Source organism: Anaerolineales bacterium (genome assembly GCA_016928575.1).
In the GTDB taxonomy this organism is placed as follows: Bacteria; Chloroflexota; Anaerolineae; order Anaerolineales; family RBG-16-64-43; genus JAFGKK01.
Window position 1 is genome coordinate 1 of the sequence record JAFGKK010000023.1, and the last position, 12,198, is coordinate 12,198.

A 12,198-nucleotide genomic window follows, 5' to 3' on the forward strand; every position below is an offset into this window, starting at 1 on the left:
CCGTATTGCTACAAGAAGCCCTCGTTCGACTTGCATGTATTATGCACGCCGCCAGCGTTCATCCTGAGCCAGGATCAAACTCTCCGTATGAAGTTTTCGACACGAAGTGTCGAGTTGTGTTGACAGAGATCCGGCTTCTTCCTATCACTCTTCAGTTGTTAAGGTTCGGTTCTTGCGGGCGGAGCATGTTACCACCTCCCCGCCGGCCTTGTCAAGTCCCCAAGATGCAAACGGCCGATGCGCATTGCCTGCATCGGCTGGCGTTCAGACCATCAGACCTCTGGCCTCGGTTTCTGTTCGCCTACTGGGATGTTTTGTAATCGTCTTTCCGCTTCCGCGGATTTCAACGGTTCAACTTGTATATTCTATGGATCCGGCCGGTTTTTGTCAAGGGCAGCCTAACCCCGCCTGCGTCCCGCTTTCCCGGACCGCCTCAGCCCTCCGGATCCCCTCCCCGCCGCCGGAAGCCATTCCGGCCGCCCGGCTGGGATCGAAAACCCGCCCCGATGTTCCTATGTGCAGAAAAAATTCGCCAAGGGCGGGGGCGTTTTCCGTCATTCGGCCGAGGTCTCTTCCGGCGCCGGGCCGTATCCATCCGGCGGAATGGGCTCCGCCTCGCCGCAATTCACGATGGCGTAATCCCTTCCTTGGAGCGCCGCCTCGTAATCCGGCACCAGCCTCAGCGCCTCCTCGTAGAACCACCATGCGGCGCAGGCGTTTTGGTGAACCAGCGCGTCTCCGTTCTGCACCAGGATGTCGGCGTAATCCCTTCGAAGCGACTCGTTGTAGGACGGCCGGATCCTGTACGCTTCCTCGAACGCCTTCCAGCTCTTTTCAATGTCTTTGTTGCGGTAGTAATACGCGGATTGATACACCCTCAGGAAAACCATCGCCGCCTGAACCTGGGATTCCGCTTCCTTATCCAACGGGGCGTAGTTGGCCGCGAGGTCGAGGTAATAGATCCCCTCCGTCAGCCGGTTGGATTCCTTGAGCAGTTGGACGCCGCGGTAGCGCAGCGCCACCCACAGCAGGCCGTCCACCCGTTCCGGTTCGAATCCCGGCACCTCGACCTTGAGGGTCAGCAGGGTCCCGATCATCTCGGCGTATTTTTTATCCACGAATTCCTGCCGCGCTTTAGCCAGCAGCTGTTCCGCCCGCGGCGCATCCGGGGTCGGGGAGGGAACCGGCGTGTGGGTCGGCCTCGGCGTCGGGGTGGCGTTCATCGCCGCCAGCGCCTGTTGGCGGAGCGTTTCGGCCCCCGGATACTCCGGATCGTTTTTCTGGACTTCGTCCAACCGCTGGAGGGCGACGCCGTATTTCTTTTCGGCGATGTCGGTGGCCGCCAATTGGATCTGCTCTAAGTTCCAGGCGCTGAGTCGAGCCGCCTGGCTTTCCGAGAACCGCTTCGTCCCGGTGAAGTACCCGGCGACCGATCCGGCGGCCACGGCCAGGACCAAAAGGCCGAGGAAAATCCAAATTAAATTCGCCCGGCGCTTCGGCGTCGGCGACGGTTCCATTTTTCCGGCGGATTCTGTGGTAGTCATGCGGCCGATTATACTGCACCTTTTCACGCCCCGGGCAAGCCTGCCTTGACGGGACATGCATGCGGAATTACCATCTTTAAGGGAAATCGCCATGTACCTTCACACCAGCAAGTACAAAATCAAACGGAAAAAGCCGTCTCGGTTTAATCTGGCTTTAATTTTCACCCTGTGCCTTCTGATCGTCGGCGCTGCGATCGTCCAAGCATACGTCGTTCCCCGGGTTCCGCCGCTGTTTCTTCCGACCCCCACCGCCACCCGCCCGGCCGCCTCCTACGCCGAGGATGCCGCGGCGATGTTCATGGAAGGCAAGCTGGAATCGTCGATTGCGCTTTATCAGCAGTCGATTCTGCTCGCACCCACCAACAGCGAGCTCTACGTCGCCCTTTCGCGGGTGCAGGTGTTCGCGCACGATTACCAGGGGGCGGTCGAAAACGCCCAATACGCCGTTTTGCTTTCCAAAAGCGCGATGAGCTACGCGGTGTGGGGCGAAGCGATTCACCGCCTGGAGGCGGAAAACGACCTGCCCGCCTACGAGAATGCCGTCAAGCAGCTGCGCAAGAGCCTCGAACTCGAACCCAATCTGGCCTTGGCCCACGCCTATCTGGCGGAAGTGCTGATGGACACGGACTGGCAGTACTACGAAGACGCCTCGGCGGCGGCCCGCACCGCCATCGTCCAGAAACCGGATTTGATGGAAAGCCACCGGGCGATGGGATACGTCTACCTGATGACCGGCAATTACAGCGAGGCGCTGGACGAATACCAAAAAGCCATCGACCTGCACAATAAGCTGGCGGATCTCTGGCTGCGGCTTGGCCAGTGTTACCAGGCGGTCAACGATCCGGGAGAGGCGATCGACGCCTACCTCAAGGCGTCGACGCTCGATTCGAAAAGCCCCGATCCCTTCGTGTTTATTTCGCGGACGTACGCCGGGCAGGGCGAATTCGGAAAGGCCGCCCAGTACGCCGAGATGGCGGTCGCCCTTGCCCCGCTCAATCCCAGCTACCACGGCCTGTTGGGCGTGATGTATTACCGCAACCGCCGCTATCAGGAAGCCATCCCGGAATTGAGCTTGGCGATCGCGGGCGGAACCATCAACACCGGCACCGAAACCGGGACCGTCGTCGGATTGCCACTCGGCGATTGGCCGGTTTCGGAGTATTACTGGACCTACGGTCTGGCGCTGGCGAAGGTCGGGCGCTGCGCCGAAGCCATCCCCGTGTTCCGCCTGCTCGAGCAGCAAAGGCCGGACGACGAGATCGCCATGGAAAACGTCGCCGAGGGGTTGACGCTCTGCAAAGCGGACACGCCCCAGCCTTCGGCGTAGAGGCCGGATCCCATGGAATTGCGCGGAAGCCGCTTCGATCCGGCCGCCGAACCCCCCCGTTTGACTCTGGCGAGAACCGCCGCATACGCCGCCGTGATCCTGGTTCTCCTGGGCGTGTATCGGCTGCTGGATCACGGCATCCTCCGCTCGCCCTTTGCCCCGCCGCCCACCCCGACCCGCATGGCCCTTTCCTTCGCCGAAGAAGGGAAAGCGTTCTTCGAAGCGGGGATCCTCGACAAGGCGATCGAGGCCTATCAAAAGGCGGTGGCGGTGGACCCGCGGAATCCGGAATTGTGGGCGGAACTGGCGCGCATCCAAACTTATTCCAGCGAGTTGATGCTGTCGGCGGAGCAGAAGGAACAGCGGTTGAAGGAGGCGAAGGCCTCAATCGAAACGTCGATTTGCCCCGACGAAGCCTTCGGCCGGCTGTCCTTGGAGGAGCGGCGAAGCCGGCTGCAGGAGACCAAGGAAAGCATCGCCGCTTTGCTTCTCTCCGACGAAACGGTCGCCGCCCTCTCCCCCGCAGAACAGCGCGACCGTTTGCAGGAAGCCCAGAATCCCCTGGATCCCATGGTCTATTGCGATCCGGATTTCGCAGAAGGTTACGCGATCCGGACTTTGGTTCTGGATTGGTATGCCAACACGGAATGGATGGACTCGGAAACCCGCGACCGGACGCTGGCCGAAGCCTATCAGGCTTCGGCGAAAGCCCTCCTGCTGGATCCCAGCAACGCGCTTGCCCTTGCCTTCCGCGCCGAAGTCCTCGTCGACCAAGCCAACTGGTCGGCCGCCCTCGATGTGGGCGCGCAGGCGGCCGCCCTCGGCCCGGAGGTGATGGACGTCCACCGGGCCTACGCCTATGTGCTCGAAAGCAACGGCTACTACGAACGCGCGGTAACGGAATACCTGGAAGCCATCCGCCTGAACTCCAACCTGCCCTTCCTCTACATCCGGCTGGGCGCCAATTACCGCAAGCTGGGGGAGATCGCAACCGATCCGGGGTCCCGCGACGCGATGATCGAAAAAGCCATCGAGGCCTTCGCCCGGGCGGCGGATCTGAATCCGAAGGATCCGATTCCCTACCTTTCGATCGCCCAAACCTACGCCAACCAGGGGGATTTCTTCGCGGCCGAGCGCAACGCGCAGAAAGCCCTCTCGCTGGACAACACCGATCCGTTTCTTTACGGCCGGCTGGGGGTCATTTATTACAAGGCGAAGAACTACGAGACGGCGATAACCGTCCTGCGCTGCGCGATCCGCGGCTGCGCGGCGGAGGATAACGAAGCCGAAGGGGTGGACGTTGTGGAAACGCTGAAGCTCGAGGCCAACTCGGTCGACGTGTACTACACCTACGGGTCGGTGCTATCCTTCTACGGCGCAACGGAAGGCAATTGCGCGGAAGCGGCCGCGATTTTCGCCGAGCTGCGCGCCTCGCCCTACTACGACACGACGGTGGAAACCATCATCCGCGAGGGCGAGGCGATCTGCGCCGCCTTCGCCCGCACCCCGACGCCGAAATCGTAAATCCTGCCAAGAGACAACCTGCCACGGCGCGCAGGCGTTGAGAAACGGATGGGGTGCTTTGGCGTCCTTGCGTCTTCGCTTGTCAATGGTCTTGGTTTGCCACCCAGCCACCACGGCACATAGGCGCCGGGGTATGGACTGAATTTCCTCGGCGGGTCTGCAAAAAACTATTGCTGCTTCTCTCCGGCCTTTCCCCCGTTTCCGTTCAACAACACGAAGATCATCGGCCTCCGCTTGGTTTCCCGGTAGAAAAACTCCGTCAGCGCCGATTCGATTCGTTCGGCCAGCCGGTCGCCGTTCCCGCGGCCCGCGATTTCGCGGATTTTCTCCTCGGCCATCGCCAGCAGCTCCCCCGATTCCGGAACGAAGACGAAGCCGCGCGAGAGGATTTCCGGCCGCCCCGCCAGCCTCCGGGTTGCAGGGTCGATCTCCGCCCGGACGATGACGAATCCGTCGCGCGCCAGCCGCTCGCGCTCGCGCATCACCGCCGGGCCGATGTCGCCCACGCCCCGCCCGTCGACGAAGATGTATTCGCCCGGAACGCGCTCCCCCACCCGCATGGCGCCGCCTTCGAATTCGATCGGGTACCCGTTCTCCACCACCGCAACCTTTTCGGCGGGGATCCCCAAACCGCGCGCGATCGCCCCGTGCTGGTGCAGCTGGCGCAGTTCGCCGTGGATCGGGATGAAATGCTCCGGCTGCACGAGGTGGATCAGCAGTTTCATCTCCTCGGCGTTGGCGTGGCCCGAGACGTGGACCGGCGCGATCGGATCGTAGATCACCCGCGCGCCGCGCTGGAACAGCCGGTTGATCGTCCGGTGGACCATCTCCTCATTGCCGGGGATCGGGTGCGAGGAGAACACCACCGTATCCCCCTCCTCCAGGTCGAACTGGCGGTTGCGCCCGGTGGCCAGCCGGCCAAGGATCGAGGAAGGCTCGCCTTGCGTCCCGGCCGTCATCAACACCACTTTTTTCGAAGGCAGTTTCAGCGCCTCGTCCACCGAAACCAGCAACCCATTCGGAACCTCCAGATACCCCAGCTTCTGAGCCATTTTCGCGTTTTCCTGCATCGAGGTCCCCACCAGCGCCAGCCTGCGCCCGTGGCGCTCGGCGGCGCGGATCGCCTGTTGGATGCGCGAGATCAACGAAGCGAAGGATCCGATCAGGATCCTCCCCGGCGCGGCCCGGAACAGGTCGTCGAAGGCCGAGTCGATCACCGCCTCGGAAGGAGTCCATCCCGGCCGGTCGGCGTTGGTCGAATCCGAAAGCAGCGCCAACACCCCGCGTTTGCTGAAATCCGCCAGCGCGGCGTAATCGGTCGGCCTGCCGTCCACCGGCGTGTGGTCGAACTTGAAATCGCCCGAATGCACGATCAACCCGGACGGCGTGGTGATGCCGAGTCCCACACCGTCCGGTATCGAATGGCAGACGTGGAAGAATTCCACCCCGAACGGACCGATCTGCACCTTCTCCCCCGCCCGCACGGTGTTGAGGGTGGTGCGGTTTTGCAGGCCGGCGCGGGAAAGCTTGACCTCCAACAAGCCGCTGGTCAGCGGCGTGGCGTAGATCGGCGCCGGAAAAGTTTCGACGACATGGTCGATCGCCCCGGTATGATCCTCGTGGCCGTGGGTGACGACGATCCCGCGCACGCGGGCGCGCCGGTCCAGCACGGAATTGAAGTCCGGGATGATGTAGTCGATCCCGAGCATGTCGTTCTCGGGGAACATCAACCCGGCGTCCACGATCAGGGCGTCGGTCGGGGTTTCTATCAGCATCATGTTCTTGCCGACCTCGCCCAATCCGCCCAAGGGAAGAATCCGCAAATCCATACTCATGGTTCACCTTTGCCTGAAATTCGACGGCGGGGCCGGATTCGGGGAAGCCGCCGGTACGGGAAGCCGCCCGCCCTCGAGGCCGGGGCCTCCGACCGACGTTTTCCGCCCGCCCTTCCGGCCGAAGCCGTCGAAAAGATTTTCGCCGCTCCGATTATCGCTGAAAAATAAAATCCCCGCCGAGGGGGCCGGGGATCATTCGATGTTCCTTGCGCGGACAACCGCTTTTGGAAAACCGATTAATTCATCCGGACCACGCCCGTTGCCTGCAAACCGCGGACGGTTTCCTCCACGGCGAACTCCACTTTTTCCCCTTCGCGGAGGTTCTGCAATTCCGAACCGACAATCGACGAATAGTGCACGAACACTTCGTGCCCTTTCTCCGTCCGGATATAGCCGTACCCTCTGGACCCGTCGAACCATCGGACGGTGCCGGTTGTTCGCTGTGCCATTCGAGAAATCCTTCCGGGAGTGAGTTTGGCGGATTTTAGCACGCACCTTCGGGCATGTCAATTATTCTCTTTTTCCGCGGAATTCCGCGGCGGCGGCGGGTTTTTCCCCGCCCGCCCCCTCCCCGCTCCCGTCGGTCCGCCTCGCGAGCCTCACGACTCCCAATGGTCAACCAGCGCTTGCAGGGATGGAAACGAGGGGTCCGGGCCGTTTCCGGCCGCCGGGGGCGGCTTTCCGATCCGGGCGGCGCGCATTCCCAAATCCTTTGCCGGGCGGATGTCGTACTCCGGATCGTCGCCGATCATCCAGGTCCCTTCCGGCCGCGCATCCAACGCCTCCAGCGCGGCCTGGAACGCCCGCGGATCCGGCTTGCCGATCCCTCGTTCGCCCTCGATCAGGATCGCGTCGAAATATTCCGCCAGGCGAAAGCGCTCGATCTTCGCCCGCTGGATCGAGGATTCTCCATTGGTCAGAAGCGCCGTCCGCGATCCGGCCCGCCGGATCCGTTCCAACGCCTCGACCGCGCCCCCGAACGGCCGCACGACGATTTCACGCTCGCGGGTGAAGACGTCCGCCAATTCGTCGGCCGTCGCGAAATCGGTCCGGCCCAGTTGTTCGAATCCCCGCCGGATGAAAAAACGGCGCGCCCGCTTCAGGTCCAGCCGCCCCTCGCGGAATCGGTCCGCGTCGGACCAATACCAGCGCCGGCTGGCGTCCACCGCCTCCTGCAGCCGGGCGGCCGGGATCCCCATCCGTTCGGCGTAAGTCCGGAACAACCGCGGCCATAAGGCTTCGGCCGGGGCTGAATAATCCAGGATGGTGTCATCCAGATCCAGGATCAGTTTTTCGGGGATGGGCATGGAGCAGGACTTTCAGCCGCCTTGCGGGATGGGGACGGGCGGAATCGTGTTGGTCCGGCGCCCGCTGGATGCTCTCCGCACCGCCGGCGCGCCTTTACGTGCCGGATCAAATTTCATCGCCGGTCAACGGATCGACGCCGATGTCGAGCCGGCCAGCGGCCACCTCGGCGAGGATTTTTATCAGGTATTCTTGGCGCGCGGCGGAAATCCACTCGTTCGGAAAGGGCGCGTATTCCAGCCCGCCGTTTTCCAGGCTGTAAGGAACCGCCTCGGCGAAGGCCTCCCCTCCCAGGAATCGCGGCAGAAGATCTTTCAACAGGATGTCCGGACGGAATGCGATTTCCCCCAGGACGCTTTTCGCGCCTTCGCGGGTTCCGTTTCCGAAGACGGCCAGGTAGAAATCCGGCCTGGCCCCGGCGATGCGGACCCCGTTCCGCGCCAAATGATGGAGCCCCTCATCCCACGCGGTGCCGGGCATGGCCGAGGCGGTGTCGATGTAATTTGTCAGCAGGTCCGCGGCGGCGGTGGTCCCGGCCGAGGGATCCGCGCCCGCGGCGATCTCGAGAGTGAAGATCCGGCAGCGCGGGCAGAGGTAGCGGACCCCGTGCCGGAAACCGTTGCGGTAGATCTTTCCGCGATCGGTGTTCGCCTCGCCGATCCAACCGACGTAATCGTTGCGGTTCTCGATCGTGGCGAGCAGCCCGGCCATGAACGCCGCCTGTTCGCGGCGGAGGTTTTCCCCGCCCACCACCAGCAGATTTGGAAGCGGCTCGGTTCCGCCCGCCTCGGCGGCTACAAAGCGGATCTCCGGGTGGGCTTGCGCCGCGGAGGCAAGCGCCGGTCCGAGATCGGCCTCGACGACCGCGGCCAAGCGAAGGCCGCTTGCGCTCCGCCCGCCGAGGATGTCGTCGCCGGGCGTCACGCGCAGGATCTGCCAGCCTTGCTGTGCGGCGAATTCCTCCACCGCCTGCGCCGCGCGCTTGCCGGCCTCGGTGGCGAGAGGCTCGGGCGCCATCAACAGCGCAAACGGAGGAGGCGTGGGCGTCGCGCTGGGGACGGCCGGCTGGGTCGGCATCACGGATGGCGTCGGCGACTCGCCCTGCGAGCAGGCGGCCATCGCAACAAGAAGCATCACGGCGGGGCAGAAAGCCATTTTGCGGCCAGTCATTATCGGGAATTGTAACCTATAGGGAATAGAATCCGGTTATGGAGGATGGACGTTGACCAATTTTAGACTGGCTGCTTAATTATTGAGGGACGCACCACCCGTAACGATCTAAAAAAGGCGATGGTCGATGGTCCATCGTCCATGGTCCGTCTTCACACCGCTTCGATCGTCGACGGCGGCTTGGGGGCGAGGTTGTAGGTCACGCTGACTACGCCGGGGACTTCCTTGAGGATCGCCTCGGCCAATGTCAACAGCGTTTCGATCGGCAGTTTGGTCGGCGCCGCGGTGCGCGCATCCAGGCTGTCCCAGCAGCGGATTTCGATCTGCTGGCCGAACTCGCGCCTGCCCTTGCGCATCCCGGTCACCCGGTCCTGATGCAGGATCGCCAGGTATTGGAACGCGCCGCTGTCCTTCAGCATCCGCTCGACGACCGCGGTGGCTTTGCGCACGGTCTCGATCCGTTCCGGCGCGGCTTCGCCGATGACCCGCGCCGCGAGCGCCGGTCCGGGGAAGGGAATCCGATCGAAAGTTTCGGCCGGCAATCCGAGCGCGCGCCCGACCTTGCGCACGCCGTCCTTGCGCAATTGGATCAGCGGTTCGAGGATCCGGTAGCCGAAGGCTTGCTGCGGATCGATCCCCAGTTGTTCGAAGACGTTGTGCTGGCGCTTGATCCCCGCCACGGTTTCGTCGACGTCGGTCAGGATCGTTCCCTGCAGGAGGAATTTGGCGCCGCTTTTTTGGACGATCTTGCCGAACACGTTCTTGTAGAAGGTCTGCGTGATCGCCTCGCGCTTCTGTTCCGGATCGACGACGCCCTTCAGCGCGGCGAAGAACTCCTTGCGGGCGTCGACGACTTCGACCTTAACGCCGAGCTTTTTAAAGGTTGCGGCAACCCGCTCCGGTTCGTCCCGGCGCATCAGGCCGTTCTGGATAAACACGGTTTTCAATTGCTTTCCAAGCGCCCGGTGCCCGAGCATCGTCACCACCGAGGAATCCACGCCCCCCGAAAGCGCGTTGATCGCCAGGCCGCTTCCGACGGCGGTTTGGATCTCGGCGACCTTTTGCTCGATGAATTGTTGTTCGTTCAATGATGCGGCGGCGATCTCCTTGATTTTCATGATTCCTCCTGCATAGAATGGGTTTTAAAAAACCGTTTACCGCGAAGCCCGTCCCCGGTGGGCGGGCCGGGTGACGTCAAGGGCGCCAAGAAGTAATATAAATATTTTGGCAACTGCTTAGGCAGCTTATTTCGACAGAATAATCTCAGCATAACATCACCGGTGTTATAGGTTTTGTATGTCACCCCGGCGTGGCTCCCCCGCGCCCGCCCTCGCTCCCGCCCTCGCGCCCGCCCTCGCGAAGCGGGGGAAGCGGGGGAAGCAAGGTTCGAAGACGGGGTCCAGTATTTATTGAAGATTTACTGGATGCCGGCTAATTTCACTCCGGCATGACGATTACCAGCTGAGCAGTAACAAATTTAAAACCTTTGCGTTCTTTGCGTCTTTGCGGCGAAAAGGTTTTCCACAACCGGACTTTGAAATCATCTGCCCGGGAAAGTTTTCTCGTACTCCGACAGGATTTTATCCCATTTCGCGCTGGCCTCGCCGTCGATTGTGCAGCGCCGCGGATCCGCGTCGAACCAATCCAGCGCCCGGCGGACTCCCTCCGCCCACCGCACCTTCGGGGCGAAGTCCGGAACGAAGGATTTGATCTTGGCGTTGTCGAAGACCAGGCTGTGGGATTTATCCCCCAGCAGGCTCCCCACTGCATCGGGATCGTAGGCGGCGATCAGGTCCGAGGGGACGTGGACCAGCTTCGGCTCCGCACCCGCCGCCCGGCCGGCTTCAAGGTAAATTTGGTTCCACGGCAGCGCCTCGTCGGAGGTGATGTGGAATATTTCGCCGACGGCTTTCCCCATCCCCATCAATCCGCAGAACCCGACGGCGAAGTCCGCGTTCCAGGTCATCACCCACAGCGAGGTCCCGTCCCCCGGGACGATCACCGGCTTCCCGCGCCGGATGCGGTCGATCGCGGTGTAGGGGTGCTCCCAGGAGTTGACGCACAGCGGAATTTGCGAAGGGCCGTAGGTCAGCGAGGGGCGGACGATCGTGGCCGGAAATTGCCGTTCCCGGAATTCGCGCAGCAGCCGATCCTCGCAGGCGATTTTATTGCGCGAATACTCCCAAAATGGGTTTTCCAGCGGCGTACTCTCGGTGATCCGGTAATCCGCCGGCGGTTTCCGGTAGGCGCTGGCCGAACTGATGAAGATGAATTGCCGCGTCCGGCCGCGGAACAGGGCGATGTCGCGCTCGACATCGGCCGGCGTGTAGGCGATCCAATCCACAACCGTGTCGAATTCGCGACCGTCCAGCAGCGACCGGAGGGTTTCCAAATCCCCGTGGACGTCGCCGGGGATTGCCTCCGCTCCGGCGGGCGCGGGATACTTGCGCGATCGCCCCCGGTTGAGCACCGTCAGCTCCCAGCCGTCCGCGAACGCCCGCTCCGCGCAGGCCGAGCTGATCAGGCCGGTCCCGCCGATGAACAGCGCCTTCATGATGCTCACTCCCGTGAGAATGGATTTCCTGCGGCTCGCCGGTTTTGCATGCCGCCGTTTGCGGCGCTTCCGGTTTTGTACCGGCGCCCATTATTCCGGCAGCGGATTCCCGGCGGTGAACTCCTACCCCTCTTTTTGGCGGGTGACCAGCCAGAGGATCCCCGTGATCAACCAAGGAACAAACCCCGCCCCGATGCAGCATAACCCGGCGGGGTTGTTGAGGTAGGTTTTTTCGCCGTTAATGATGACATAAGGGGAAAAGAATCCCGAGAGGGTCAGAATACTGGAGCAACAACAAATCAGGGACAGGAAAACCGAAGAGGTGATGGCCACAATCACGGGGGTTGACAATCCCCTCTTCGGCGTCGCCGGGATCGGCGCGGAGGACGGAAGGGGTTCCATAAAGCCTCCAAACAATGCGAAAAAAACGGTTCCTGCGACTCATCCTCGCCGGGATGTTCGAGAGGCAGGAACCCGCGCATCCGAAAGGATTTCTCTTCCTATAAATTTTCTCCCCCGAAAATAACCTCATGCGGAGGAAACCCGCATTCGGGCCGGCGGTGGATTATTTCTTCGAGCGCTGGACCAGGAAGACGATGACCGGAATGAACAGCGGAATGATCGCCGCGCCGATGCAGATCAGGCCGTACATCGGCTCGATGGTGCCGGATTGGTCGCCCATCATCCCGTAGGTTTCCCACGTGCCCTGGCCTGTCAGCAGGGAAACGCCGGGGCAGCAGCAGCACATAGAGAGGATGACGGCGGCGATGATCGAGATGATCAACGCCACGGGGCTCTTCTTGGCGGGCTCGGATCCGGGCGGGGGTGTAACGGGCGGATTGACGATTGTCTGTTGCATATTTCTCTCCTTTTTTGGGCGCAGTTTTTCGGGGGATTCCCCTTTTACCAGCGTTTCCCAGGATGGACAGGATTATACCC

11 protein-coding genes and 1 rRNA gene are annotated in these 12,198 nt (G+C 62.3%); 2 read left to right on the top strand and 10 right to left on the bottom strand.

The features are described from left to right. Positions 1–90: ribosomal RNA gene (locus JW929_03545) — 16S ribosomal RNA — on the bottom strand; the annotation flags it as partial. Between the two features lie 464 nt (positions 91–554). Further along, on the bottom strand, positions 555–1,544 hold the full coding sequence (locus JW929_03550) for a hypothetical protein (GenBank protein ID MBN1438461.1): 990 nt from the start codon (positions 1,542–1,544) through the stop codon (positions 555–557). Positions 1,545–1,635: 91 nt separating this feature from the next. Here JW929_03550 and JW929_03555 point away from each other — a divergent pair, with 91 nt between their 5' ends. Both JW929_03555 and JW929_03560 read left to right on the top strand, forming a co-directional pair. Beyond that, complete coding sequence (locus JW929_03555) at positions 1,636–2,871, top strand: tetratricopeptide repeat protein (protein MBN1438462.1); 1,236 nt, start codon at positions 1,636–1,638, stop codon at positions 2,869–2,871. Between the two features lie 12 nt (positions 2,872–2,883). Further along, positions 2,884–4,395 carry a tetratricopeptide repeat protein gene (locus JW929_03560; protein MBN1438463.1) on the top strand — a complete coding sequence of 504 codons (1,512 nt, stop codon included), beginning with the start codon at positions 2,884–2,886 and terminating at the stop codon, positions 4,393–4,395. Positions 4,396–4,562: 167 nt separating this feature from the next. Here the strand turns inward: JW929_03560 and JW929_03565 are convergent, their stop codons facing one another. The 8 genes from JW929_03565 to JW929_03600 all read right to left on the bottom strand — a co-directional run bounded on the left by JW929_03565 (position 4,563) and on the right by JW929_03600 (position 12,118). Then, positions 4,563–6,230 carry a ribonuclease J gene (locus JW929_03565; protein ID MBN1438464.1) on the bottom strand — a complete coding sequence of 556 codons (1,668 nt, stop codon included), beginning with the start codon at positions 6,228–6,230 and terminating at the stop codon, positions 4,563–4,565. 236 nt (positions 6,231–6,466) lie between these two features. Then, a complete protein-coding gene (locus JW929_03570) occupies positions 6,467–6,679 on the bottom strand; it encodes a cold shock domain-containing protein (protein MBN1438465.1) in 213 nt (70 codons plus the stop codon). Between the two features lie 150 nt (positions 6,680–6,829). Further along, complete coding sequence (locus tag JW929_03575; protein MBN1438466.1) at positions 6,830–7,537, bottom strand: HAD family hydrolase; 708 nt, start codon at positions 7,535–7,537, stop codon at positions 6,830–6,832. Positions 7,538–7,643: 106 nt separating this feature from the next. After that, complete coding sequence (locus tag JW929_03580; GenBank protein ID MBN1438467.1) at positions 7,644–8,705, bottom strand: hypothetical protein; 1,062 nt, start codon at positions 8,703–8,705, stop codon at positions 7,644–7,646. Between the two features lie 152 nt (positions 8,706–8,857). Next, positions 8,858–9,823, bottom strand: a complete 966-nt coding sequence (locus tag JW929_03585) for a hypothetical protein (GenBank protein ID MBN1438468.1) — start codon at positions 9,821–9,823, stop codon at positions 8,858–8,860. A gap of 422 nt (positions 9,824–10,245) precedes the next feature. Further along, on the bottom strand, positions 10,246–11,259 hold the full coding sequence (locus JW929_03590; GenBank protein ID MBN1438469.1) for an SDR family oxidoreductase: 1,014 nt from the start codon (positions 11,257–11,259) through the stop codon (positions 10,246–10,248). Positions 11,260–11,382: 123 nt separating this feature from the next. Next, on the bottom strand, positions 11,383–11,661 hold the full coding sequence (locus JW929_03595) for a hypothetical protein (GenBank protein ID MBN1438470.1): 279 nt from the start codon (positions 11,659–11,661) through the stop codon (positions 11,383–11,385). Positions 11,662–11,824: 163 nt separating this feature from the next. Further along, positions 11,825–12,118: a hypothetical protein gene (locus JW929_03600; protein ID MBN1438471.1), complete on the bottom strand. Its 294-nt coding sequence runs from the start codon at positions 12,116–12,118 to the stop codon at positions 11,825–11,827. Positions 12,119–12,198 lie beyond the last annotated feature (80 nt).